This is a genomic window from Pseudomonas sp. LBUM1648 (genome assembly GCF_059716145.1).
In genome coordinates, this window is the sequence record NZ_CP166808.1 from 1,626,759 (window position 1) to 1,652,316 (window position 25,558).

Sequence of the window (25,558 nt, forward strand, 5' to 3'; positions counted from 1 at the left end):
ATGAGAAGCGCAACGCCTGAGATCTGTTGCTCTGTGGCTTAAAACTTCGCTTCCGCGTCCAGCTGCAGAGTGTTGGTGTCTGCGTCACGCTGTGTACGGCTGGAGAAGTCGGCCTTGGTCAGGTAGTACGTCGCGCCAAGGGCGAAGTTCTTGTCGATGTCGTAACCGACCTTGAACTTGTGGCCACGCGAACCGGTAGTACCGTTGGCGAAGTCGGAGTCGGTGAAGGCGCCGACTACAGCGTTGCGTTGCACGTCACGATAGTTGTAGTCGAGGTTGAAACCGAAGACCTTCGACTTGGCGCCGAGCAGCCACGCAGTGTCCTGATCGGTCACGGCGTCGTTGTTCTTCACGTACTGGCCGTAGAACGACAGAGGCATTGGCAGACCGCCGATGTCGATCTGGCTGAAGCCTTCGTACAGGCGGAACTCGTTGTTCGCCGAGTTGCCGTTGACGGCCAGGGCGCACGGCGTGGAAGTACCGGTGCAACGGCTGTCTTCGTCGTTCTGGTAGGCGTAGACACTGCCACCCACCGTCAGCTTCAGGTTATCGGTGATGGTGAACCGGCTACCCAGTTGGCCGGCGGTCATGCGCAAATCGTGACGGAATTGCACGCCGTCGCCATCGACGTTGTCCTTGAGGTTGTAGTTACCCACGCTGCCGAACAGTTCGGCGCTGCTGCCCAATGGGTATTTGTAAGTAACGGCCAGACCTTCAGGGTTGATGTCGCCATCCCAGATCACGTCGCCCATGCTGACCCACGGTTGCAGCATCTTGCCGCCGATCACGTGCAGGTTCTTGATTTGATCGGGGTGGTAATCGATGTAACCCAGGTCGAGCCAGATCTGCTTCTTGTCGAAGTAGTTGTCCTGATCCTGGTTGGTCGAACGGGCGTCATCGCCGCCGCCGGTGGCGATACGGATGCCAGTGTCGACTTGCGGGTTGATCTCGGTGTAGGCACCCAGACGGGCACGGATGCGCTGACGATCCTTGTCGCGGCCGCCGTTGTTTGGTTCGCCGTCGATCTTGATGGTTTCCTGACGGATACGCACGTCGCCCTTGAACTGAGTCTTGGCAGCCCAGGCCAGTTTCTGGTCGAAGGCACTTTGTTCGTTGGTTTTCTTCGCGACAGCCGCGACTTGTTCGTTGGTCTCTTGCTGCGCCTGCTGGGCGATTTGCTGAGCCTTCTGATCCTTGGCCAGTTCAGTTTGCAGCTCGATGTACTGCGACTGGGAAATCGAACCATTAGCCTTGAGCATGTCGAGCAGTTTGGCGTCGACTGCGGCACTGGCCGGAACGCTCATGGCCAGCAACAGGCCACCGCACAGGGCCGCCGCAGTTTTCGTGGAAGCAAGACGCATAGCAATCTCCGAAGATGAGAGGGATGGCTGAACCATCCTGGGCACAACCGACGGTTGAAGGTCGGAAAACAGTGTCCGGGTAGAACCCGGCGCTCTAAAAACAGGCGCCAGTATCGCGATGGTTTATGACAGAGCGGTGGCACAGTGATGGCAGGTTGATGACGATGCACGGTGCGCGTGAACTATCGATCTAGAGCGCTGTCGCTCAATGGCAGGTGTGCAATGCAACGCAATCGGCGATACTCGCCGGGCGCTGAAACCCAGATGTGGAGACTTGTTGATGCCGTTGCAACGCCTGCAGAACCTGTCAGAAATCGCCCCATCGGAATGGGACGCTCTGGTGCCCGAGAGTCAGCCATTTCTGCGTCATGCGTTTCTCAGTGCGCTGGAAGACAGCGACAGTGTCGGCCCGCACAGCGGTTGGCAACCCGAGCATTTGCTGCACATCGAAGATGATCGACTGATCGCGGCGCTACCCAGTTACCGCAAGTGGCATTCTTACGGCGAGTACGTGTTCGATCACGGCTGGGCCGATGCCTGCGCCCGCGCCGGGATCGACTATTACCCCAAGTTGTTGACGGCGGTGCCATTCAGTCCGGTCAGCGGCCCAAGGCTGTTGGCGGCGAACGTCGAAGATGGTTACGAGCTGCTCAAAAGCCTGCCGGGTTATCTGGAAATCGAAGAACTCTCCAGCGCCCACATCAACTTCACCGACCCTTTCACTGATGCCGCCATGGCCGAGCAACCGGGCTGGTTGCAGCGCATCGGCTGTCAGTATCACTGGCAGAATCGTGGTTACAGCGACTTCCAGGATTTTCTCGATGTACTCAGTTCGCGTAAGCGCAAACAGATGCGCAAAGAGCGCGAGCAAGTGGCGGGGCAGGGCTTCGAGTTTGAATGGCTGGAAGGGCGCGAGCTGAACGAGGCGCAGTGGGATTTCGTCTATGCCTGCTATGCCAACACCTACGCGGTGCGCCGGCAGACGCCCTATCTGACTCGGGAGTTTTTCAGCCTGCTGGCCGAGCGTATGCCCGAAGCGATCCGTGTGGTGCTGGCCAAGCAAGGCTCACGACCGGTGGCCATGGCCTTCAGCCTGGTCGGGGGTGACAGCTTTTACGGACGCTACTGGGGATGTCTGGCCGAGTTTGATCGGCTGCACTTTGAGACCTGTTTTTATCAGGGCATGGATTACGCGATTGCCCAGGGTTATCAGCGTTTCGATGCCGGCGCTCAGGGTGAGCACAAACTGATTCGCGGCTTTGAACCGGTGATCACGCATTCGTGGCATTACCTGCGGCATCCGGGTTTGAAGGCGGCGGTCAAAGACTTCCTGCACCAGGAACGCGCCGGTGTGCTGGCCTATGCCGAAGAAGCGAGAGCAGCCTTGCCCTACCGCCAAACCTGAATATTTACAGGGATCAAAAGCAAAAAATCGCAGCCTTCGGCAGCTCCTCCAAGTGGATATAAAACCCTAGCTAGGAGCTGCCGGAGGCTGCGATCTTTTGATCTTTTTTGGCTATCAATCGATCCCGACAAACCCTCCAGTCTGGTGTGCCCACAACCGCGCATACAGCCCGCGATGGGCCAGCAGCTCGGCGTGGGTGCCGCTCTCGGCGATCTTGCCGTTTTCCAGCACCACCAGCCGATCCATGCGCGCGATGGTCGAGAGGCGGTGGGCAATCGCGATCACGGTTTTGCCCTGCATCAGGGTTTCCAGGCTTTCCTGAATCGCTGCTTCGACTTCCGAGTCCAGGGCGGAGGTCGCTTCGTCCATGATCAGGATCGGCGCGTCCTTGAGCAGTACCCGCGCGATGGCGATGCGCTGACGCTGGCCACCGGACAGCTTCACACCACGCTCACCGACATGCGCGTCGAACCCGGTGCGGCCTTCAGCGTCCGACAACAACGGAATGAACTCATCGGCGCGGGCCTTGTGCACCGCGTCCCACAGCTCTGCGTCAGTGGCGTCAGGCTTGCCGTACAGCAAGTTGTCGCGGATCGAGCGGTGCAGCAGCGAGGTGTCCTGAGTGATCATGCCAATGCGCGCGCGCAGGCTTTCCTGGCCGACTTCGGCGATGTTCTGGCCGTCAATCATGATGCGCCCGCCTTCAACGTCGTACAGGCGCAAGAGCAAGTTGACCAAGGTCGATTTGCCGGCGCCGGACGGCCCGATCAGACCGATTTTCTCACCCGGCTTAATGCTCAGGTTGAGGTCGCCGATGATGCCTTTCTTCTTGCCGTAGTGAAAATCCACGTGCTCGAAACGCACTTCGCCATGGGCCACTGCCAGCGGTTTGGCCTGTTCGCGATCGGTGACGCTGACCGGTTGCGAGATGGTGCGCAAACCGTCCTGGACCATGCCGATGTTCTCGAAAATGCCGGTGACCACCCACATGATCCAGCCGGACATGTTGACGATGCGGATCACCAGACCCGTCGCCAGGGCAATCGCGCCGACAGTGATCAGCGATTGCGTCCACAGCCACAGGGCCAGCGCCGTGGTGCCGACGATCAGCAAGCCGTTCATGGCGGTGATCGCCACGTCCATGCTGGTGACCACGCGGCCGGCCATTTGCGCTTTGACGGTCTGCTCTTCGATGGCTTCCTTGGCGTAGTGCTGTTCGAAATTGGTGTGGGCAAACAGCTTCAGGGTGGCGATGTTGGTGTAGCCGTCGACGATTCGGCCCATCAGTTTCGAGCGCGCGTCGGAGGCTTCCACCGAGCGGTCTTTCACCCGTGGCACGAAGTAATACAGCGCGCCGATATAGGCGGCGATCCATATCAGCAACGGGATCATCAGGCGCCAGTCGGCCTCGGCGAACAGTACCAGCGCGCTGACCGCATAGATCACCACGTGCCACAGCGCATCCACCGCCTGCACCGCCGAATCACGTAGCGAGTTGCCGGTCTGCATGATGCGCTGGGCGATACGACCGGCGAAGTCGTTCTGGAAGAAGTTCAGGCTCTGCTTGAGCACGTAGCTGTGGTTCTGCCAGCGAATCATGCTGGTCATGCCCGGGCTCAGGGTCTGATGCACCAGCAAATCATGCAGAGCAAAGAAGATCGGGCGCAGCACAAGCGCAACCACCAGCATCCATGACAGTTCGAGGGCGTGGTCGCTGAAGAAATTCGGGTTGGGCGTGCCTTGGGCCAGGTCGATGATGCGGCTCAGATAACTGAACAGCGCCACTTCGATCAGCGCGGCAAACAGACCGACCACCAGCAGAGCGGCAAAACTTGGCCAGACCTGCTTGAGGTAATAGGTATAGAAGGGGAGCACACGGTCCGGCGGGGATGCCGTCGGGGCGTCGCGGAATATGTCGATCAGTTGTTCAAAACGGCGATAGAGCATCAGATAACCGCCCGGAGTACGGGCTCTCCTTTTATCGGTGTGAGCGGCGCGGGATCAAGCCGTCGCCGCTCTATATGCCCTGTAAACCTTAGTCGATGCGCTTGGCCGACTTGATGATCACAGGGTCGACTGGCACGTTTTGCATGCCTTGTTTGGTAGTGGTTTGCGAGTTGACGATGACGTCGACCACGTCCATGCCCTTGACCACTTTGGCGAATACGGCGTAACCGGCGTCACGACCCGGGTCGAGGAAGGCGTTGTCGGCCACGTTGATGAAGAACTGGCTGGTGGCCGAATCCGGGTTGGAGGTGCGTGCCATCGACAAGGTGCCGCGAACGTTATGCAGACCATTGCTGGCTTCGTTCTTGATCGGTGCCTTGGTTTCTTTTTGCTGCATTTGCTGGGTGAAACCGCCGCCCTGAGCCATGAACCCCGGGATCACACGGTGGAAAATCGTGTTGGTGTAGAAGCCGCTGTCGACGTATTCAAGGAAGTTCTTGGTACTGATCGGTGCCTTGACCGGGTCCAGTTCGATTTCGATCTGGCCATTGGTGGTTTCCAGCAGCACGTGCGGTGCTTTAACCGGCGTGGCAGCCATCAGGTTGGCAGCAAACAGCACGGTGCCGGCGGCGAGGGCGAGTTTTTTCAGCATGGGTCAGTGATCCTGAGATTGAATATCGGCTGCGGCGAGAAACTCCAGCAGCGTTTGGTTGAAGCGTTCGGGTTGATCGAGCGGGGTGGCGTGGCGTGAATCGGCGATCACCACCAGCCGCGCATCGGGTAGCAGTTTTACATAGGTTTCTTTCAGCGCGACGGGTGTGTAGTCACGGTCGGCGCTGACGATGAGGGTTGGACAGGTCACTCGGGAAAGTCGTTCCTGAACCCCCCAGCCCACAATCGCATCGAAGCTGGCGAGATAAGCACGTTTGTCGTTTTTTGCCCAGCGTTCGGCCATTTTCTGTCGCAGATCGGCCTGTTCCGGTTTCGGGAAAAGTTTGCCACCCAACGCCTTGCCAATAGTCGCGAGACTCAGCACTCGCATCAGACTCCAGCGCTTGAACCACTGCCAATAGTCGTCGCGGCTGCGCAGTTTGACCTCGGGGGCGCTGTTGACGATGGTCAGGCTCTTCAGCGTCTGCGGCTGATCGACGGCCAGTTGAAAACCGATCATGCCACCCATGGACAGCCCGGCGTAGTGCACCGGGCCGAGTTTCAAGTGCTCGATCAGCGCGACCAGATCGGCGCTGAAGCCCGCGATGCTGTAGCGCTCGCGGGGTTTGTCCGAGCGGCCGTGGCCGCGAATGTCCGGGACGATCACCCGGTAACGCGCGGCCAGTGCCGGGATCTGCATTTCCCAGTCCAGCGTGCTCGAGCCGAGCCCGTGGACCAGCAGCAACGGCGTGCCGTGGCCATATTCCTCGTAGTGCAGGTTGCAACCTTCGTGCTCGAAATACGCCATCGATGAACTCCGTGTCAGGCTTGCTCAGGTGCGGCGAACGGTGCGTCCAGCGGCAAAGTGTCGAAGGTGCGCAGCAGTTCGATAAGGATTTGCGTGGCCGGGCCCAGCGGTTTGTCCTTGTTTGAATACAGATAGAAGCTGGAGTTGCGGTTGCCGCCCCTGTCCAACGGTAGCAGCTTAAGCGAGCCATCTTTCAGTTCCCGCTCGATCATGTGCCGTGGCAACCACGCAAAGCCCAGGCCGCTGCTGACAAACGTGGCAGCAGTAGCAAGGCTACCGACAGTCCAGCGTTGTTCGGCGCCGAGCCAGCCGACATCCCGTGGCTGTTGGCGCCCAGAGTCGCGGATGACCACTTGCATCTGGGTCTCCAGATCCTGAAAGCTCAGTTCGCGATTGAGCCGATGCAGCGGGTGATCGGGATGTGCGACGGCCACAAACTCGACGTCGCTCAGTTCCGCACCAAGGTAACCGGGAATGCTCAGGCCGGTAATGGCCAGATCGGCCACACCCTCAAGCAACACTTCCTCGACACCCGACAACACTTCCTCACGCAGACGCACGCGGCAGCCACGACTCTGCGGCATGAACGCAGTCAGCGCCCTCACGATGCGTGCGCTCGGATAGGCCGCATCGACCACCAGTCGCACCTCGGCCTCCCAGCCTTGCTCCATGTGGTGGGCAAGGTCTTCCAGTTGGCTGGCCTGTTTCACCAGTTGCCGCGAGCGGCGCAGCAGCACGCCGCCGGCTTCGGTGAGTACCGCTTTACGCCCGTCGATGCGCAGCAACGGCACGCCGAGCTGGTCCTGCATGCGGGCGACGGTGTAGCTCACCGACGATTGCGAACGGTGCAGGGCCTCGGCGGCCTGGGCGAATCCGCCGTGGTCGACCACGGCCTGCAATGTTCGCCATTGATCAAGGGTCACGCGGGGCGCTTTCATCAATAGCTCCTCTTGTCCTAAGCTGGCCGTCCCTCATGGAGATTGCCGAATGAAAAAATTCTGTTGTGTGTTGCTGGCGCTGCTGCCGATGTCGGCGTTTGCTTATCCGATCGACGTGGTCAAGGATCTCAACGGACTGAAGATCGACTACGAGACCTTCGACACCGACAATGACATCGGCTCGATCCGGGTGGTCAACTACGGGGATGTCGATGCAGTCTGCAAAGCCGTGTTCACCAACGGCCCGGAAGCACCTCGCACACGCACCATCGAAGTGGCGGCCGGCAAGCATAAAAACGCTACGGCCAAGTTCACCCGAGAAATCATCAAGCTGCGGATCAAGCTGACTTGCACCCCGAAGTAGCACCGTTCTCCTGTAGGAGTGAGCCTGCTCGCGATAGCGGTGTTCCAGATAAATAGATGTCGCCTGACACACCGCTATTGCGAGCAGGCTCACTCCTGCAAAGGCATGCTTCAGCTTATAAACGAATTTATCGATGCTTTATAGCAATTATTTGCGCTTTTTCATCGAATCGACTCTGTCTAATCTCCACTCCATCGACCTACAACATTCTCGGATGGAGGCTACACAACATGTCCCGCGTTCTGATCATCGAAAGCAGCGCCCGCCAGCAAGACTCGGTGTCCCGCCAGTTGACCCAGACCTTCATCAAACAGTGGAAAGCAGCACACCCTGCCGATCAGATCACCGTACGTGACCTCGCCGTGAACCCGGTGCCGCACTTGGACATCAATCTGTTGGGTGGCTGGATGAAGCCCGCCGAGCAGCGCAACGACAGCGAACAGGCGTCGCTGGATCGCTCCAATGAATTGACTGACGAACTGCTGGCCGCCGATGTATTGGTGATGGCCGCACCGATGTACAACTTCGCGATCCCGAGCACCCTCAAGGCCTGGCTCGACCATGTACTGCGTGCCGGCGTGACCTTCAAATACACCGAAACCGGCCCGCAAGGCCTGCTCAGCGGCAAGCGTGCCTACGTGCTGACGGCCCGCGGCGGCATCTACGCCGGCGGCCCGGCGGACCATCAGGAACCGTACTTGCGCCAGGTGATGGGTTTCATCGGCATCCACGACGTGACTTTCATTCACGCCGAAGGCATGAACCTGGGTGGCGACTTCCAGGAAAAAGGCTTGAACCAGGCCAACGCCAAACTGGCCTCGGTCGCTTGATATGTTAATCGCCAGATAATCGCTGGATGTTCTAGTGACCTGGCGCAACCCCTTCAAGGCTCTACGCGCATCGAACCTCCCTTTGCACTTTTTGCTCCTGAGTGCTGTAGCCCGATTGAACGCATTAGCGAGATCGGGCTTTTTTTTGCCTGGGATTTTGTATTGGTTCCAGAAAGTAAAAACCGCTATCGTCGCCGCCATTCGAAACAGAGGCGATCATGGGCTATCTACTTTTTGTCACGCTGATCCAGGCGTTTTCCTTCAGTCTGATCGGCGAATACCTGGCCGGTCATGTCGACAGCTACTTTGCGGTGCTGGTACGTGTGCTGCTAGCCGGGCTGGTGTTCATCCCGCTGACCCGCTGGCGTTCGGTGGAACCTTCGTTCATGCGCGGCATGTTGGTGATTGGGGCGTTGCAGTTCGGTGTGACTTACGTTTGCCTCTATCTGAGCTTCCGTGTGCTGACGGTGCCCGAGGTGTTGCTGTTCACCATCCTCACGCCATTGCATGTAACCCTGATCGAAGATGCGCTCAACCGCCGCTTCAACCCGTGGGCACTGATCGCCGCATTGGTGGCGGTAGGCGGCGCAGCGGTGATTCGCTTCGACCGGATCAACCCGGACTTCTTCATGGGCTTCCTGCTGCTGCAACTGGCCAACTTCACCTATGCCGCCGGGCAGGTGTTGTACAAACATCTGGTGGCGAAACACCCGAGCGATCTGCCGCATTATCGCCGCTTTGGCTACTTCTACCTCGGCGCACTGGCGGTGGTGCTGCCGGCATTCCTGCTGTTCGGCAAAGCCAACTTCCTGCCCGAAGCGCCGCTGCAATGGGGCGTGCTGCTGTTCCTCGGTCTGGTCTCGACGGCGCTGGGCCTGTATTGGTGGAACAAAGGCGCGTGCATGGTCAACGGTGGCACGCTGGCGGTGATGAACAACCTGCATGTACCGGTGGGGTTGCTGCTGAACTTGCTGATCTGGAATCAGGATGAGGAACTGGGCAGGTTGTTCCTCGGCGGGAGTGTGATTCTGGCGGCGGTGTGGATCAGCCGTTTAGGCATCCGCAGATCTCAAGCCACCGCCTAACCCCTGTAGGAGTGAGCCTGCTCGCGATAGCGGTGGGTCAGTCATCATTGATTTGTCTGACCCACCGCTATCGCGAGCAGGCTCACTCCTACAGTAGATCGGTGGTTTTACATGAGATGTTTTTGCGGCTCTGGAATGCTGGCCGCGCCGAGCACCGCCGGCAGCATTCCCACACGCAAATCCCCGCCACTCGGCTGCTGATACAGGCTCAAACCAAACTCCGGCAACACCGCCAGCAGGTAATCGAAAATATCCCCCTGAATCCGCTCGTAATCGGCCCACACCGTGGTGCTGGTGAAGCAGTAGATTTCCAGCGGAATGCCCTGCGCCGTGGTTTGCATCTGGCGCACCATGCAGGTCATGTTCGGTTGCACCTCCGGGTGACTCTTCAAATACGCCAAGGCATAAGCGCGAAAGGTGCCGATATTGGTCATCCGCCGACGGTTGGCCGACATCGCCGCCACATTGCCCTGTGCTTCGTTCCAAGCCTTGAGTTCGGCTTTCTTGCGGCTCATGTAGCCGGTCAGCAGATGCACCTGGCTCAGTTTCTCTTCTTCATCGTCACGGATGAAACGCACGCCGCTGGCGTCGATGAACAGACTGCGCTTGATCCGCCGCCCGCCGGACTGCTGCATGCCGCGCCAGTTTCGGAACGACTCGGACATCAGCCGCCAGGTCGGGATCGACACAATCGTCTTGTCGAAATTCTGCACCTTGACCGTGTGCAGCGTGATATCGACCACGTCGCCATCGGCGCCGACTTGCGGCATCTCGATCCAGTCGCCGACCCGCAGCATGTCGTTGCTGGTCAGTTGCACACTGGCGACGAAGGACAGCAGGGTGTCCTTGTAGACCAACAGAATCACCGCCGACATCGCACCCAGACCCGACAGCAGCAACAACGGCGAACGGTCGATCAGCGTGGCGACGATGATGATCGCGCCAAACACGTACAAGACCATTTTCGCCAGTTGCACGTAACCCTTGATCGAGCGGGTGCGGGCGTGTTCGGTGCGGGCGTAGATGTCGAGCAAGGCATTGAGCAGGGCGCTGATCGACAGCAACAGGAACAAGATGGTGAACGACAGCGCGACGTTGCCAAGGAACGTCATCGCGGTTTTGCTCAGCTCCGGCACCAGATGCAAGCCGAACTGGATCACCAGTGACGGCGTCATCTGCGCCAGACGCTGGAACACCTTGTTGTGGCGAAAGTCGTTGAGCCAGTGCAGCGCCGGCTGACGACCGAGCATGCGGCTGGCATGCAGGATCAAATAGCGCGCCACTCGTCCGAGCACCAGCGCGATCACCAAAAGCAGGATCAGCGCCAGGCCGGATTGCAGAAACGGATGCTGTTCGAGGGTGCCCCATAGGTCTTGGGCTTTGAGCCAGAGCTGTTTGAAATCCATAAGAGAAACGATTCTTCTATAAGACGCGATGGGCGATTAGAGCATTTAAGACGCTGCGTATTACCGTAAGAGACAAATCGAGCAACAAAAAAGCCACTGATTAGCACCGTTTGTATAAAGAAACTCGGCCTGAGCGCTCGAAACCGGTAATCTATGCAGCTGTTTTTTTGCATATCTTCGAGGTAGCACCCGTGTTTTCCCAATTCGCCCTGCACGAACGCCTGCTCAAAGCTGTGGCCGAGCTGAAATTTGTCGAGCCAACGCCTGTGCAAGCAGCGGCCATTCCGCTGGCGCTTCAGGGGCGTGACCTGCGGGTGACGGCGCAAACCGGTAGCGGCAAGACTGCTGCTTTCGTCCTGCCAATCCTCAACCGCCTGATTGGCCCGGCCAAGGTTCGCGTCAGCATCAAGACCCTGATCCTGCTGCCGACCCGTGAACTGGCTCAGCAAACGCTGAAAGAAGTTGAACGCTTCTCGCAGTTCACCTTCATCAAATCCGGCCTGATCACCGGCGGTGAAGATTTCAAGGTGCAAGCAGCGATGCTGCGCAAGGTGCCGGACATCCTCATCGGCACCCCGGGCCGGATGATCGAGCAACTCAACGCTGGCAACCTCGACTTGAAAGAAGTTGAAGTGCTGGTGCTCGACGAAGCCGACCGCATGCTCGACATGGGTTTCGCCGAAGACGTGCAACGTCTGGTCGACGAATGCCCGAACCGTCAGCAGACCATGCTGTTCTCCGCCACCACCGGCGGTTCCGGTCTGCGCGAGATGATCGGCAAAGTGCTGAACAACCCTGAGCACTTGCAGCTCAACGCGGTCAGCCAGTTGAACTCGACCACTCGTCAGCAGATCATCACCGCCGACCACAACCAGCACAAAGAACAAATCGTGAACTGGCTGCTGGCCAACGAGACCTATCAGAAGGCCATCGTTTTCACCAACACCCGCGCCATGGCCGACCGCATCTACGGCCGCCTTGTGGCTCAGGAATACAAGGCGTTCGTGCTGCACGGCGAGAAAGACCAGAAGGATCGCAAACTGGCGATCGATCGTCTGAAGCAGGGCGGCGTGAAGATTCTGGTGGCGACCGATGTGGCGGCCCGTGGTCTGGACGTTGACGGCCTGGACCTGGTGATCAACTTCGACATGCCACGCAGCGGCGACGAGTACGTGCACCGCATCGGCCGCACCGGTCGTGCCGGTAACGACGGTCTGGCGATCTCGCTGATCTGCCACGGCGACTGGAACCTGATGTCGAGCATCGAGCGTTATCTGAAGCAGAGCTTCGAGCGCCGCACCATCAAGGAAGTCAAAGGCACCTACGGCGGGCCGAAAAAGGTCAAGGCCTCGGGTAAAGCTGTCGGCGTGAAGAAGAAAAAGACCGACGCCAAGGGCGACAAGAAGAAAACCGCCGCCAAGACGCCGACCAAGCGCAAGAGCGTCAACCGTCCGAAGCCGGATTCTCTGGTGAGCAGCGACGGCATGGCGCCGCTCAAGCGCCGCAAGCCGGCAGAGCCTGCGGCTGAGTAAGTCGTTTCAGGCGCACATAAAAAACCCGGACAGTGTCCGGGTTTTTTTATCGCCGGGATTTGTCAGCTCCCGAGCAGCCCGCTGGTGTCGGCGTCAAAACGTTGCTTGGCCTTGTCAGCCGCCGGTTTAAGCAACGCGAGCAGCGCCGCCTCGCTGTACAACCTGGTGCCCGCCAATTCCTTGGGCGTTGGCTCGATTGGAATCAGCACATCTTCACCATCGGCGTGCAGCCAGATCGCTACAACGTGCAACGCCGAAACAAACAACAACCGCGGTTCCACGGTTTTGCCCTGCAATTGCGGCGATTGCTCGGCCAATTTCAGCGCACCGACCGTGGCAGCCGCCAGGCCACCATGGTTCAACGAAGCGAACTCGACATGGCCGCGAACGTCGACCAATTGCGCATCGGCAATGGTTACGCCATCGGCGAACACCAGGTAATGCCAATCGCCCACTCGGGCATCTGGCAGACCTTTGCCGTTGCTCAAGTCCTCCAGGCTCAGCGAGTAACCACGCCAGGCTTCACTGAGGCTGATCTTCGCAGGTACAGCGTTCGCAAACTGCCGGTTCGCGCCGAAGCCCTGGGTTTGCAGGGCGGCTTGTAGTGCCGGACGCAAAGTCTGTACGCCGTTGGAAGGCGCCTTTGGATAAGTCAGTTGCATGATGTCGCCCTCCTAGTTTTTTGCGGTGAAGTAAGTGTTGGTCCAGTTGCCGCCGCCGTTGTACGAACCGGGGAATGCGTTCAGCGCGCGGGTCGAATAGCCGTAGATCGAATCCGCGACCAGCACGTAGTTGCCGTTGGTGCCATAGATCGTCAGGAAGTGCGCACCGCCGCCGTACCAGGCACAGCGCAGGCCGACGGGGCGGCCCATGTTGATCTGGTTCTGAATGGCCGACATCTGCAGCGAACCCTGATTCATACCGTTATAACTGCGCGTGGTGCGCAGGGCGGAATCAAGATAGCCATAGACGTTGCACGGCCCCGGCTGGTTGCAGCAGTTGCGGTTGAGTTCCGAACTGGCAACGCCACACTGGGTCCAGTTCCCGGTGCCGTAATAGTTGCCGACCGAGGCGGAAACGGCCGCCCAGCACCAGTTGGTCTGGGTCTGCTGTTGCATGCTGAAGTTGAGGCTGCTGGCAGCCAAGGCATTGGCGTGTTCAGCGGCCTCGACCTCGACCAGTTGCGGGTCGAGCAGATGGCCGATCAGGCACCTTGGCAGGGTCTCGCCGGTGAATCGGGTTGCTTCATTGGTTAACATTTTTCAATCCTCCATGAGTGAAAACAAGCGTCCAGCTTGTATGGGTGCAGCGGTGTTGCCGAGCGATCGGGGTTAAAGGTTGGCCATGTTCCATGGCGGGCGCCGATCTCCTTGCTCGAGGTAACCTTAGTCGCAGTATGCATTAATGCAATAAAATAAATGCACTAGTGCATTATCAGGATCAAAAGATCGTCCGATCGCGGGCCGATCCTTGTAGGACCTGCCGAAGGCTCGGCCCGCGATCGGACGATCTTTTGACTTTGGTTTGTTAACCCTCGGCTTTCTTCTCGGCCGAATTGAGCTCTTTTAACCGCTGATCAATCAACTGGCACTTGTCCGGCAAATCCGCACTGGCGGTGCCCAGGTCCATCTTCTGCAATTCGGCGTTGATCTCCTTTGCCTTGGCCGGATTCTGCTCGGTGAGCTTGGAGACTTCCTTGGCCAGTTGTTCGCGTTTGGCGGTAGCTTCTTCCGGCGTGCAAGCCCAAGCGGGCAGGGCACAGGCGAGAGTGGCAGCGAGGGTGAGCTTGATCAGGGTATTCATGGTGGCAGGCCTCAGTTCCGGTTAAGGCGGGTTAACCGGTTGAGGGGTGTGGCCTGAAGAAAGTTCAGTCCTGTTTGTTCTGGTTCAACCCAGGCGCTGCCGTCGTTGTTGTTGAATCGAAAATGTCGATAACTCCCGCAAAAAATCAACTTTGTGCGCTAAACCCCGCGCTAGAGCGGTTGCTGAAATAGTTGCATAACGGGTTGTTGACGTCAGAATGATGGCAATCTACCATCGAGCCACCACATTGATATCAATGTGCGGTTTCGAGGGATCGAACAGACTTGTCGCAGACCGATTCTGTGATGGTTTTGCAACGCTTTGGACGTTCTGACCCAAGCGCGCCTATATCCCCCTAATTCAGTTTCTCACTCTACCGGCATGCTTCATTTGGCCGGGTAGGGACTGCTTTGCCTGTCGATTTTGCCGATCAATCAGCTGCACGCGATGAGACTTTCAACATGGATGTTCGCCACTACGCCTTCGCCGCGCGTCAATCTTGCAGTATCGAAACCCGTGAACACTTTTGGGGGATGCCCAAGCGCGGACTGGCATTTCTGCTGGCGAACGTCATGTTCTGGCAACCGATGTGGGCGCAGGCCGACGGGATCGTGGTGGCCAACCCGAATACATCGCTGGATCGGGCCGGCAACGGCGTGCCAATCATCAACATCGCCACGCCTAATGGAAGTGGGCTGTCACATAACCAATTCCACGATTACAACGTTGGTGCACAGGGCGTCATCCTCAACAACGGCGCGGCACAGACCTCGGCCACACAACTGGGGGGCCACATCATCGGCAACCCGAACCTGAAGAACAGCGGTTCGGCGCAAGCGATTCTCAACGAAGTCATCAGCGGGAACCCGAGTCAACTGCGTGGTTACACCGAAGTGGCGGGGCAGTCGGCGCGGGTCATTGTCGCAAACCCTTACGGGATTACCTGCAATGGTTGCGGCTTCATCAACGCTCCACGTGTGACATTGACCACTGGCAAACCGGTGATCGAAAACGGTCAACTGGATCGATTTCAGGTCGATCAGGGCGGTGTCGCCATTGAAGGCGCCGGGCTCAATGCAAGCAACGTCGATCGTTTCGAAATCATCACCCGCAGCGCCAGAATAAACGCCCAGATCCAGGCGCAGAATCTGACCATTGTTGCCGGCCGCAACGACGTCAACGCGCAAACCCTCAATGCCACTGCCCGCGCCGATGACGGCAGCGCCAAACCACAACTGGCCATCGACTCTTCGGCGCTTGGCGGCATGTACGCCGGGGCGATCAAACTGGTGGGAACCGAGGCTGGAGTCGGCGTGAAACTGGTGGGCAACGTTGCCGCCAGTGGTGGCGATATCCAGATTGATGCCAACGGCCAGCTCACGCTGGCGCAGACGTCTGCCGCTACGTCAGTCAATGTCAAAGCTGCGAGTCTCGATGCGCAAGGCCCTGTCTATGCCGGTACCGACGTCAATGTACAAACCCAAGGCAACCTGACTAACCGGCAAACCCTCGCGGCCCGCGACAGCATCAACCTCAGCGCCGGTGGGCAACTGAACAACGCCGGAGCTATCGAGGCCGGCGTCAATGCCGACGGCAGTCGCAACACACATGGCGACCTGAACCTCAATGCGCAGAATCTTGAAAACCAAGGTAAGAGCTTGACTGCCAGCCGCAACCTGACGGTAATCGCGGTGCAGACCCTGAACAACCAGGGCGGCTCCCTCAGCGGGCAAACCACTGCAGTGACGGCGGGAACACTGGACAACCGTAACAACGGACGTGTGTTGAGTCGCGGCACCCTGAATGTGACGGCCAATCAAGTGCAGAACACGGGCGGCCTGATCAACAGTGCAGGCGATTTACAGGGCGCCGTCGGCCAGCTCGACAACAGCGCTGGTGAGATTTCCAGCACGCGCACGACGCGTCTCAATGGCCTGACCCTGGACAATCGCAGCGGCCGGATTCTAGGTGACCTGGGGCTCAATATTGATCTCGGCGGGGCGCTGGACAACCGTGACGGCATGCTCGGCTCAGGTCAGGTTCTGTCTCTCAAGGCGGGCAGTTTAGACAACCGTGACGGTGGCATTGTGGTCAGCGATAACGGCCTTGTCCTGCGCATCAATGGCCTGCTCGACAACCGTGACAAAGGTGAAATCACCACCAAGGGCTCTATCGACGCGCAAACCGGCAGTCTCGACAATCGCGCGGGCAAGGTCATTGGTAAAAACTCGCTGGCACTGCGCGGCGACAGTGCGGACAACCGAGGAGGGATCATCCAGGCTGACAAGCAACTGAATCTGCAAATCAATCGATTGGATAACCGTGACAAGGGTCAGATCACCGGTAAAGCGGCGATGACCTTGCAGGGCAATTATCTTGATAACAGCGGCGGTCTTTTTAGTGCGGTCGGCCCTGTGACTCTCACACTCGATGAGGTGCACAACGCTCAGGGACGGATCTCCAGCCAGGCTGACTTGCTCGCTACCATTGGCCTGTTGCAACAACAGGGCGGTGCACTGGTTGCGCAGGGCAATCTGAGCCTGACCGGCAACAGCCTCGACAATCGTAACGGCGGACTGGTCGGGACCACCAAGGCATTGAAGTTGAATGTCGACCAGGTCGACAACCGCGCGGGTGAACTCTCCGCCACGCTGTTGATGAATATCAGCGGCAAGCGTCTGGATAACGCTGACGGCGGCAAGCTGCTCGCCGGCGCGGATCTGACACTGGCAGTGGCTACATTGAATAATCAGAACAAAGGGCTGATCAGCGCCAAGGGCGCTACCGGGTTGATCGGCAGCTCGCTTAACAACTCAGGCGGCAGGCTGGAAAGCCTCAAGGGTCTGGTCATCACCCTCGACGACGCCATGCTCAATGTCCAGGGCCTGGTCAGTAGCGAAGGCACATTGACCGTCGCTGCCAATCGTATCGACAACAGTGCCGGTAGCTTGGGCAGTGCCGGCGCACTGGCGCTGACCACGCAGGGTGAAGTGATCAATCAGGACGGTTCGATTTCCACTGACGGCACGTTGAACCTTAGCAGTGGCAGTCTGGATAACAGCCGCAATGGATCGGTCTCGGCCAAGGATGTCACGCTGATCCATACCGGCGATATGGATAATAGTCAGGGCGGCCACTTGATCAGCGGTGCGTCGCTTGAACTCAAGGCCAACCAGGTCAACAACGCTGGCGGACGGATCGCCAGCCAGCAAGCCATGACGGTTTCGGTCACCGGACTCAAACAGCAGGCTGGCGAGTTGTTCAGCAAAGACAGCCTGTCCCTGGATCTGAACAACGGTGATTTGGATAACCGCAACGGCTTGATCAATGCCCCCGGAACGCTATTGCTGAAAAACCTTGCTGGCGTGAACAACCAGGGCGGTGAAATCTCCAGCCGACTGGCCTTTACGCTTGCTGTCAATGAGCTTGATAACAGTCAAGGCAAGCTCCTGAGCCAAGCAGGTCTGACGCTGCGTATTGCGCACGCACTGAATAATCTCAAAGGTGTGATTTCGGCCGCTTCGGTCGATGCTCAAAGTGACAGTCTGGATAATGCCGAAGGATTGATCAGCAGCAATGGACGGCTGGAACTGGCTGTCGGCAAAGACTTGAACAACCATGCCGGTACGTTGATCGCCGACGGGCAGTTGCTGCTTAGGGCCGGCACGCTGGATAACCGTGCCGGCAGTATCGCCAGCAAGACGGATGCTTTGCTTGCGGTCAGAAAACTGGATAACCGCCAAGGCAAGCTGATCGCGACCGGTACGCTCGGCCTGAACGCCGAGACACTTGATAATCGCCAAAGCGGTCTGCTGGGTGCAACGCAGGACGTGACCCTCAATGTCGGCGATGTTGACAACCGAGGGGGAGAAATCACCAGCAACGCCCAAGTATCGATAACCGGTGACAAACTCGATAACAGCGACGCCGGGAAGATGTTCGCAGGACAGGCGCTGGCCCTGACTGTCGATCAATTGCTCAATCGCAATGACGGATTGATCAGCAGCCGATCCGTGCTGAACCTGCAAGGCCGCACGCTGGATAACAGCGGTGGCAACCTGCTGAGTTTGCACGCGGCCCGATTGGACCTGAGCGGGGCATTCGATAACAGCCGGGGCAAGGTCAGCAGCGAAGGCGAATTGGCGGTCAATACAGCGCAACTGACAAACGCCCTTGGCAGTCTGTCGAGTGCAGGGGATCTGACGGTCAACAGTCAGGGCGCTGTCGATAACCAGGGCGGCAACATGGTCACCAACGGCGCGCTCAGCCTCGTTAGTACGCGCCTCGATAACCACCAAAAAGCCACTATCAGCGCCAAAGGCGCGGTCACCGTTACCACGGGTGCGTTTGACAACAGTCAGTCCGGACAACTCAACAGCGCCAGCACGGTAAATCTGAACGCCGGCCAGGTGAACAACAGCGATGGCGGGCGCATCGGCAGCGAAGGTGCGTTGACGGCCTCGGTCACCGGACTGGATCAGCAGGGCGGGCAGTTGTTCAGTAAGCAAAGCCTGATTCTGGACATGAATAACGGTCAGTTGAACAATCAGAACGGCTTGATCAACGCTCCGGGTGCCTTGCTGCTCAAACAACTCAATGGGGTCAACAATCAGGGCGGTGAAATTTCCAGTGCGCAAGCGTTCACCCTGATTGCGCAAAACTTCGATAACAGCAACGGCGGCAAGCTTCTGAGCAGTCAGGGCCTGACCGTGCGCATCGCTAATGCCCTGGATAACGTCAAAGGCGTGATCGGCGCCGCTGCAATCGATCTCCGTAGCGCCAGTCTGAACAATAGCGGTGGCAGTCTGGTCAGTCGCGGCAATCTCGACCTGACCGTGGACGGTTTGTTGCGCAATGATGCCAAGGGCCTGATCAACGCCGAGCAAGCGCTGCACCTCAACAGTGCCGACTTGAACAACGAGGGCGGCGCGATATTGGCCAAGGACGCGATTACGCTCAATGCGATGGCCCTGAACAACCGGGGCAATGGTCTGATCAACAGCCTGGGTGCGTTGAGCGTGACTGCTACGACGCTGGACTCAAGCAACGGCGGTGAGGTTTCCGCCAAGGGTGATATCAATCTCAAGTTGACTGCGCTGACCCAAAATGGCGGTCGTCTGTTGGGTGACAACGCGATCAGCGTCGATCTGGCGGAGGGCGACTTCGACAATCGCAACGGATTACTCACTGCCAAAGGTCCTTTGACCCTCGAGCGTCTGCGTGATCTGAACAACGAGGGTGGCGAGATCTCCAGCGCGTTGGCGTTTGACGTAATCGCTCGGGCGTTGAACAACAGCAGCGGCAAGTTGATCAGCAGCCAGAAACTGACGGTCAGCGGTACCGAGTTGATCAACCGCAAGGGCTTGATTTCTGGCTGGGAAAGTCTCGCGGTCAAAGGTGCCAGCCTGGATAACCGCGACAGTGGCACGCTCTCCAGCCGCAGTGGCGATGTGGTCGTCGAGCTGACAGGTGGATTGCTCAATAGTCATTCAGGTGCGTTGGTCAGTCACGGCAGCCTGAACGTCAGGGCGAGTGAGCTGGATAACAGTGATAAAGGCATTCTCAGCAGCGCGGCGGGGCAGACCCTGACATTGAGCGGGACACTCAACAACAATCAGGGTGGTCTCATTGACAGTGGCGTGGCGCTCGATATCAGCAGTGCGGCATTGACCAATGCCGGCGGTACGATCAATGCGCAACAGGCGATCAACGTCAACGCCACTCGCGTCGACAACAGTGCTGGCCAGATCGCTGGCAACGCAGCGATAACCCTTAACCTGCTCGGACAACTGAACAACAACGCCGGCAAACTGGCGGGTGCCGGCCCTGTACTGATCACCGGCGTTACTGACCTGAGCAACCGCAGCGGGCAACTGGTCAGCCAAGGTAACCTCAGCCTGCTGACCGGATCATTGGACAACAGCAACAAAGGCACCATTGCCGCCAACGATGATTTGCAGATCACCGCCAGCGGCGCGGTGCTCAATCATTCCGATGGTTTGATCTATAGCCAGAACGCCGGCCTGCAATTGAAGGCGGCCAGTCTGGCCAACGGCAAAGGCGCAATCCAGAGTCAGAGTGGCCTGGCACTTGATATCAGTGGCGATCTGGATAATCAAAGTGGCAGAGTCATCGCCGAAACGGGTGTGGTCAGTGTCAACGCCTCGAGTATCGACAACCGTGGCGGCGTACTGGCGAGCATCAAGGGCGCATTGCAAGCGCGCACTGTTGGCGTGTTGCGCAATGGTGTCGACCTGAACAATAACCGTCAGGGCGGCATTATCCAGGCACAGGGCCTGACCCTCACTGCGCTGGCAGGGCTGGACAACAATGGCGGACGGATCTCCGCGCAGACGGCGGACGCCAGCATTGTCACGGCCGCGCTGGATAACCGTAACGGCGGGCTCTACGCCAAAAATCTGCTCAGCGTGACTGGCACTCGACTGGACAACAGCGGCGGGCAAATCGCCGGCAATCGTATCGATCTGGATCTGCTCAATGATTTGAACAACCGCGGCGGTGTCGTGGAAAGCGACACGACTCTGTCGGTGAAGGCAGCCAGCCTGGATAATCAGGGTGGCAAGCTGCGTTCGCTAGCCAACACTGGCAAAACGGCGTTTCAGATTGGCGGCCTGCTGGACAACCGCAATGGTGTGCTTGAAACCGGCAACACCGACCTCACGCTGGCAGTCGGCAGCTTCCTGAACAGCGGTGGCCAACTGCTGCACCTGGGCGATGGTACGTTCGATATCTCCACTGCCAATGTCACCGGCGCCGGCGGCAGCATCGTCACCCGTGGCGGCCTGACGCTCAACGCCGACACCTGGAGCAACTCCAGCGTGATTCAAGCGGGTCGGCTGAACGTCAACGTCAACAACTTCAGTCAGACTGCCAGCGGTCAATTGCTGGCCTCGACGCAACTGCAAGGGCGTGGTGGTAACTGGGTCAATGACGGACTGATTGCCAGCGACGGCAGCATGGATCTGCAACTGGGCGGCAGTTACGGTGGTAACGGTCGGGTTTCAAGCGTAGGCGACCTCACATTCGGTGCCGCCCAGTTGACGGTCAATGAGGGCGCCAGTGTTGCCGGTGGCGGTCTGACCAAGCTCAACGTGAGCGGTCAAGTCACCAATATGGGGCGCCTGACATCCGCTGATGCGCTGGAAATCAGGGCCGGTGCGGTCAGCAATCTTGGTACGCTGGCCAGTGCCAAAAACCTCCTGATCAACGCACAGACACTGACCAATAACCGCATTCGAGCCAATCAGGGATCGCTGCTTTTCAGCGGCGCTCACATGAACCTGCAAGTCGGCACACTGACCAACACCTACAGCGACGTATACAGCCTGGGCGACATCAATGTGCTCGGTTACAACGGTGCAGACCGGGCGGCTCGCGTCGACAATCTGTCCGGGCGTATCGAATCCACCGGCGATATGTCATTGAAGTCGTCAGTGGTGAACAACAAGATGGAGAACTTCAGCGTCACCACCACCGAGGGCGATTCTTCGTCCATTGGTGTGCGCTGCTTCAACTGTGATTCGGCGCGTCCCAAACACATGGAAGACGTCGATTCGCACCTGGTCTGGCAGCAGACGTTCAACGTGACAGTTTCTGGTGATGCCGATGCTTCTAGCATCACCGCCGGACGTAATCTGAGTGTGACCGGGTCGGAATTCGTCAACTCCAATTCCACGGTATCCGCCGCGTCCGACATCACCATCAACGTCGATACCTTCAACAACTCCGGCAGTTCGCTGGGCAGTTATTCGTCGCTCAAGTACATCACCAACAAAGCGCCGAAACCCGAATTGTGGGATCAGATCGTTAACTACAACAGCCATAACGACGCGGGTTATGACAAAGACATTCGATTCTGGACTGCCGGTGGAGCGCAGTCGTCGGTGACTCCATGGATCAGAAACAACCCGCATGTCGGCGAGACAAGAACCCAGTACATCGGGACGTATTCGAATGATGTCTGGGGCGGCGGTGATATAGTGTTTGGCGCCTCCCAGTACGCTTCCGGTGTCCGCGTGGACGCCCCGGCTGAAATCAGAAACGCCACGCCGTTCCAGACGGTCATTACCGAGTCGACTGACAAAAGCTATGTACCGGCCATTGTGCAGGCGGGTGGCAGCGTGGTCGTCAATGCGACCAACAAGATCACCAACGGCGAACTGCGTTCGTACACGGCAACCGCGGGTGGTCCGGCGAAAACGGCCGATACCCGAACCGGCGCTGGGACCAAACCCACAGTGATCAGCCTGAATCGCCAATTGCCACCGGATCTGGCTCAACAGCAGGTCAACCCGTTGGCGTTACCCGAATTTGAATTACCCGGTGGTCAGAACGGACTGTTTCGTCTGAGTGGTCAGGGCGCCACTTCGGGAAGCACGGCACCGCTTCCTGGCGCACAGAACTGGACCATCGGTGGCGCATCCGTTACAACAACGCAACGTCAGGCGGACTTGCCTGCTGGCGGGCGTACATTGACCGTCGACCCGATCAATGCGGTCGGTGCAGCGGATCGCCAACTGACTACAGCGGACCGTACAGGTCTACAGCCGACCACCGGTGCAAGCGCGATCGATGCCAGCATCAACGATGGCTCCGGTGCTTTGATCGGTGCACCGAATACGTCGCTCAAGGGTAATGTCAGCCAGACGCTGGCTCGTGTTCAGGGCCTGCCGAATACACCTGCGCCGTCGAACGCGCACAAATATCTGATCGAAACCAACCCGGTACTCACCGAACTTAAACAATTCATGAGTTCGGATTACCTGTTGGCCAATCTGGGGTACGACCCGGATCAAAGTGCCAAACGGCTGGGTGACGGTTTGTACGAACAGCGTCTGATTCAGCAGGCGGTGGTCGAGCGCACCGGGCAGCGCTTCATCGATGGTCAGACCTCCGACGAAGGACTGTTCAAGTACCTGATGAACAATGCGATCGCCAGCAAGGATCAGCTCGACCTGTCGGTGGGCGTGACGCTCACCGCCGAGCAAGTGGCGGCGCTGACCCACGACATCGTCTGGCTTGAAGAGCACGAAGTGAACGGCGAGAAAGTTCTGGTGCCGGTGCTTTATCTGGCTCAGGCCAATAATCGGCTGGCACCCAATGGCGCGCTGATCCAAGGCGCAAACGTCAAGTTGATTGCCGGTCAGGATCTACAGAACGCCGGAACCCTGCGTGCCAGCAATAACCTGACGGCCGCCGCCGGCAATGATCTTGTCAACAGTGGCCTGATCGAGGCGGGTAACCGTCTCGACTTGCTGGCGGGCAATAACATCGTCAACAAATCGGGCGGCATCATCACCGGGCGCGATGTGAACCTGGTGTCGGTCAAGGGCGACATCATCAATGAGCGCACCGTCACCAGCAGCGGTTTCGCATCCCAAGGATACTCGCAGCACCGCGAGTACCTCGATAACGCGTCACGCATCGAAGCCACCAATGACCTGAAAGCCAGCGCCGGTCGCGACTTTATCAGCACGGGCAGTGCGCTGGTCAGCGGTCGTGATACGAGCATCGACGCGGGACGTGATGCCAGCATTCTTTCGGCGCAAAGCAACAACTCCGCGTTTACCGGTGCCACGACCAGCAGTGTTCATCAGGTGGGTTCGACCGCGACGGCAGGCCGCGATTTCTCGGTCAACGCCGGGCGCGATCTGACGGTTATCGGCAGCCAGATCAGCGCCGCTCGCGATATTGAAATGAGCGCCGACCGTGACCTGCTGATTGGCTCGGCCGAGGAGGAATCACATTCCTACTACAAGTCGAAAAAGGTTACGGCACAGGAAGACCACATTGATCAGATCGCCAGTTCGATCAGTGCCGGCGGCAAGGCCGGGTTCGTCGCCGGGAAAGACCTGACCGTGGTATCGAGTCGCATCACCGCCGGCGATGAGGCGTATCTGGTCGCTGGCAATGACCTGGAGGTGCTGGCGGCTGAGGACTACGACTATTCGCTTTACGACAAAAAGAAAAAGGGCAGCCTGGGGCGCAAGGAAACCCGTCATGACGAGGTGACCAAGGTCAAGTACGTCGGCAGCGAAATCAGCAGTGGCGGTGATTTGACTCTGGTCAGTGGTGGCGATCAGCGATATCAGGCAGCCAATCTGAACGCCGGGAAAGATCTGACCATCAGCAGCGGTGGTGACCTGACGTTTGAAAGTGTCACCGACCTGGAAAAAGAGAGCCACGAGAAGAGCAAAAGCAGCCTCGCCTGGACATCGGCCAAGGGCGCCGGGCAAACCGACGAGACCGTTCGTCAGAGCCATCTGCTGGCGGCCGGGGACATCATCATCAAGGCCGCCGGCGATATCCGTATCGACGTCAAGGAGGTCACGCAGAAATCCGTGGCCGACAGCATCGACGCGATGGTCAAGGCTGACCCGCAACTGGCCTGGCTCAAGGACATGCAGGACCGCGGCGATATCGACTGGCACATGATCAAGGAAGTGCATGACCAGTGGGATTACCAAAGCTCGGGCATGGGCATGGGGGCTGCCATTGCTGTCGCAATCATCGTTACGGTGCTGACAGCCGGTGCCGCGAGCGCTGCGGTCGGCGGGATGGCTTCCGGAACGGGTTCGACCTTCGCTGCCGCGACGGCAACCACCGCTGCTGGCGCTGGTAACGTCGCCTTGACTGCCGTTATCACGTCGATGGCCAGTACCGCAGCGGTCAGCGCCATCAACAACAAGGGCAATCTGGCCGACACACTGAAAGATGTGCTCTCGGAAGAAAACATCAAGAGCTACGTCACGGCGGCGATCATTGCCGGTGCCGGTTCTTATACCGGTGAGTGGGGCACCAAGATCGGGCCGCAAGGTAACAAGATTACAATCAGTGTCACTGAGCGACTTAAGGCATTTGCGGTCAATACGGCCCTGAAGGGTCTGCTGACAGGTGACGGCAGTGACAAGTCGTGGCTGACCATTGCCGGTACCGGCGCGCTGGCAGAGATTTACGCGTACTGGACCGGTCGCGGGCCGGATGTCCGTCCGGGCGAGGACCGACCGGGAGGCCCCAAGGTTGATCAACTGGACGGCGGACTGGTGGCTCGCGAGTGGGTGGCAGGCGAGTGGATCGAGGGCAAGAATATCGGCCTGAATGATTCCTGCACCTCATTGCTGGCGGTCTGCCACGGTACGTTGATCAGTAACATTGCCAACTCGGTGCCGGGCATGAATGCGTTTGCCACGCTGCACGACACCTGGATGAACAAGCTGATTATTGCCAAAGACGGCGTGAACATGACCTGGTGGGAAAATCTCGGCACGATGCCGCCGGCATTGGCCGTCAACTACGGCGCGCTCTATGACAAATACCGGCCGTTGATCGAACAGACCAAGCGTGAATCCAGGCAGTAACGCTCGGGGCTGGTTCTGGCAACTTGTCTCAACCCCGTCTGCATGGCGGG

Annotated in this window: 15 protein-coding genes; 6 read left to right on the forward strand and 9 right to left on the reverse strand. The window is 58.6% G+C overall.

Annotation, left to right across the window (positions count from 1 at the left end; translation table 11 throughout):
* Positions 1–38: 38 nt before the first annotated feature.
* Positions 39–1,361 (reverse strand): putative porin, encoded by a 1,323-nt coding sequence (locus ACA043_RS07485; protein WP_489878455.1) that lies wholly within the window; start codon positions 1,359–1,361, stop codon positions 39–41.
* Between the two features lie 280 nt (positions 1,362–1,641).
* Between ACA043_RS07485 and ACA043_RS07490 the strand changes: the two genes are divergently transcribed.
* Positions 1,642–2,766, forward strand: coding sequence for a GNAT family N-acetyltransferase (locus ACA043_RS07490; RefSeq protein ID WP_497658912.1), 1,125 nt, complete (start codon positions 1,642–1,644; stop codon positions 2,764–2,766).
* Between the two features lie 114 nt (positions 2,767–2,880).
* On the opposite strand, the gene ACA043_RS07495 is transcribed toward ACA043_RS07490, so the two are convergent.
* From ACA043_RS07495 to ACA043_RS07510, 4 genes are all read right to left on the reverse strand, one after another.
* On the reverse strand, positions 2,881–4,713 hold the full coding sequence (locus ACA043_RS07495) for an ABC transporter ATP-binding protein (RefSeq protein WP_497658913.1): 1,833 nt from the start codon (positions 4,711–4,713) through the stop codon (positions 2,881–2,883).
* Between the two features lie 88 nt (positions 4,714–4,801).
* The gene (locus ACA043_RS07500; protein WP_401266592.1) at positions 4,802–5,365 is read right to left on the reverse strand and encodes a peptidylprolyl isomerase; all 564 of its coding nucleotides are present in this window, start codon (positions 5,363–5,365) and stop codon (positions 4,802–4,804) included.
* Positions 5,366–5,368: 3 nt separating this feature from the next.
* On the reverse strand, positions 5,369–6,172 hold the full coding sequence (locus ACA043_RS07505) for an alpha/beta fold hydrolase (protein ID WP_497658914.1): 804 nt from the start codon (positions 6,170–6,172) through the stop codon (positions 5,369–5,371).
* 14 nt (positions 6,173–6,186) lie between these two features.
* A complete protein-coding gene (locus ACA043_RS07510) occupies positions 6,187–7,110 on the reverse strand; it encodes a PA3225 family LysR-type transcriptional regulator (protein ID WP_007914443.1) in 924 nt (307 codons plus the stop codon).
* Between the two features lie 49 nt (positions 7,111–7,159).
* Between ACA043_RS07510 and ACA043_RS07515 the strand changes: the two genes are divergently transcribed.
* The 3 genes from ACA043_RS07515 (at position 7,160) to ACA043_RS07525 (ending at position 9,389) form a co-directional block, all read left to right on the forward strand.
* Positions 7,160–7,474, forward strand: a complete 315-nt coding sequence (locus ACA043_RS07515) for a 3-phosphoglycerate kinase (protein ID WP_497658915.1) — start codon at positions 7,160–7,162, stop codon at positions 7,472–7,474.
* Positions 7,475–7,704: 230 nt separating this feature from the next.
* Entirely contained in the window at positions 7,705–8,304 is a 600-nt protein-coding gene (locus tag ACA043_RS07520) for an FMN-dependent NADH-azoreductase (RefSeq protein WP_187681376.1), read from the forward strand.
* 218 nt (positions 8,305–8,522) lie between these two features.
* Positions 8,523–9,389, forward strand: a complete 867-nt coding sequence (locus tag ACA043_RS07525; protein WP_497658916.1) for a carboxylate/amino acid/amine transporter — start codon at positions 8,523–8,525, stop codon at positions 9,387–9,389.
* 107 nt (positions 9,390–9,496) lie between these two features.
* Here ACA043_RS07525 and ACA043_RS07530 read toward each other — a convergent pair whose 3' ends face one another.
* On the reverse strand, positions 9,497–10,795 hold the full coding sequence (locus ACA043_RS07530) for a mechanosensitive ion channel family protein (RefSeq protein WP_497658917.1): 1,299 nt from the start codon (positions 10,793–10,795) through the stop codon (positions 9,497–9,499).
* Between the two features lie 191 nt (positions 10,796–10,986).
* Here ACA043_RS07530 and ACA043_RS07535 point away from each other — a divergent pair, with 191 nt between their 5' ends.
* Positions 10,987–12,327 carry a DEAD/DEAH box helicase gene (locus ACA043_RS07535; RefSeq protein WP_038358505.1) on the forward strand — a complete coding sequence of 447 codons (1,341 nt, stop codon included), beginning with the start codon at positions 10,987–10,989 and terminating at the stop codon, positions 12,325–12,327.
* Between the two features lie 62 nt (positions 12,328–12,389).
* Here ACA043_RS07535 and ACA043_RS07540 read toward each other — a convergent pair whose 3' ends face one another.
* The 3 genes from ACA043_RS07540 to ACA043_RS07550 form a co-directional block, all read right to left on the reverse strand.
* Positions 12,390–12,989, reverse strand: coding sequence for a hypothetical protein (locus tag ACA043_RS07540; RefSeq protein WP_497617005.1), 600 nt, complete (start codon positions 12,987–12,989; stop codon positions 12,390–12,392).
* A 12-nt stretch (positions 12,990–13,001) separates the two neighbouring features.
* Positions 13,002–13,586, reverse strand: a complete 585-nt coding sequence (locus ACA043_RS07545; protein ID WP_489878462.1) for a C39 family peptidase — start codon at positions 13,584–13,586, stop codon at positions 13,002–13,004.
* A gap of 268 nt (positions 13,587–13,854) precedes the next feature.
* Positions 13,855–14,130, reverse strand: coding sequence for a hypothetical protein (locus ACA043_RS07550; RefSeq protein WP_497617007.1), 276 nt, complete (start codon positions 14,128–14,130; stop codon positions 13,855–13,857).
* Between the two features lie 461 nt (positions 14,131–14,591).
* Here ACA043_RS07550 and ACA043_RS07555 point away from each other — a divergent pair, with 461 nt between their 5' ends.
* Positions 14,592–25,508, forward strand: a complete 10,917-nt coding sequence (locus ACA043_RS07555; protein WP_497658918.1) for a two-partner secretion domain-containing protein — start codon at positions 14,592–14,594, stop codon at positions 25,506–25,508.
* Positions 25,509–25,558 lie beyond the last annotated feature (50 nt).

Coding starts and splice junctions, on each gene's coding strand:
- ACA043_RS07555 (WP_497658918.1), top strand. CDS start 14,592: ATGGATGTTCGCCACTACGCCTTCGCCGCGCGTCAATCTTGCAGTATC.
- ACA043_RS07500 (WP_401266592.1), bottom strand. CDS start 5,365: ATGCTGAAAAAACTCGCCCTCGCCGCCGGCACCGTGCTGTTTGCTGCC.
- ACA043_RS07515 (WP_497658915.1), top strand. CDS start 7,160: ATGAAAAAATTCTGTTGTGTGTTGCTGGCGCTGCTGCCGATGTCGGCG.
- ACA043_RS07540 (WP_497617005.1), bottom strand. CDS start 12,989: ATGCAACTGACTTATCCAAAGGCGCCTTCCAACGGCGTACAGACTTTG.
- ACA043_RS07485 (WP_489878455.1), bottom strand. CDS start 1,361: ATGCGTCTTGCTTCCACGAAAACTGCGGCGGCCCTGTGCGGTGGCCTG.
- ACA043_RS07495 (WP_497658913.1), bottom strand. CDS start 4,713: ATGCTCTATCGCCGTTTTGAACAACTGATCGACATATTCCGCGACGCC.
- ACA043_RS07510 (WP_007914443.1), bottom strand. CDS start 7,110: ATGAAAGCGCCCCGCGTGACCCTTGATCAATGGCGAACATTGCAGGCC.
- ACA043_RS07520 (WP_187681376.1), top strand. CDS start 7,705: ATGTCCCGCGTTCTGATCATCGAAAGCAGCGCCCGCCAGCAAGACTCG.
- ACA043_RS07490 (WP_497658912.1), top strand. CDS start 1,642: ATGCCGTTGCAACGCCTGCAGAACCTGTCAGAAATCGCCCCATCGGAA.
- ACA043_RS07530 (WP_497658917.1), bottom strand. CDS start 10,795: ATGGATTTCAAACAGCTCTGGCTCAAAGCCCAAGACCTATGGGGCACC.
- ACA043_RS07545 (WP_489878462.1), bottom strand. CDS start 13,586: ATGTTAACCAATGAAGCAACCCGATTCACCGGCGAGACCCTGCCAAGG.
- ACA043_RS07525 (WP_497658916.1), top strand. CDS start 8,523: ATGGGCTATCTACTTTTTGTCACGCTGATCCAGGCGTTTTCCTTCAGT.
- ACA043_RS07550 (WP_497617007.1), bottom strand. CDS start 14,130: ATGAATACCCTGATCAAGCTCACCCTCGCTGCCACTCTCGCCTGTGCC.
- ACA043_RS07505 (WP_497658914.1), bottom strand. CDS start 6,172: ATGGCGTATTTCGAGCACGAAGGTTGCAACCTGCACTACGAGGAATAT.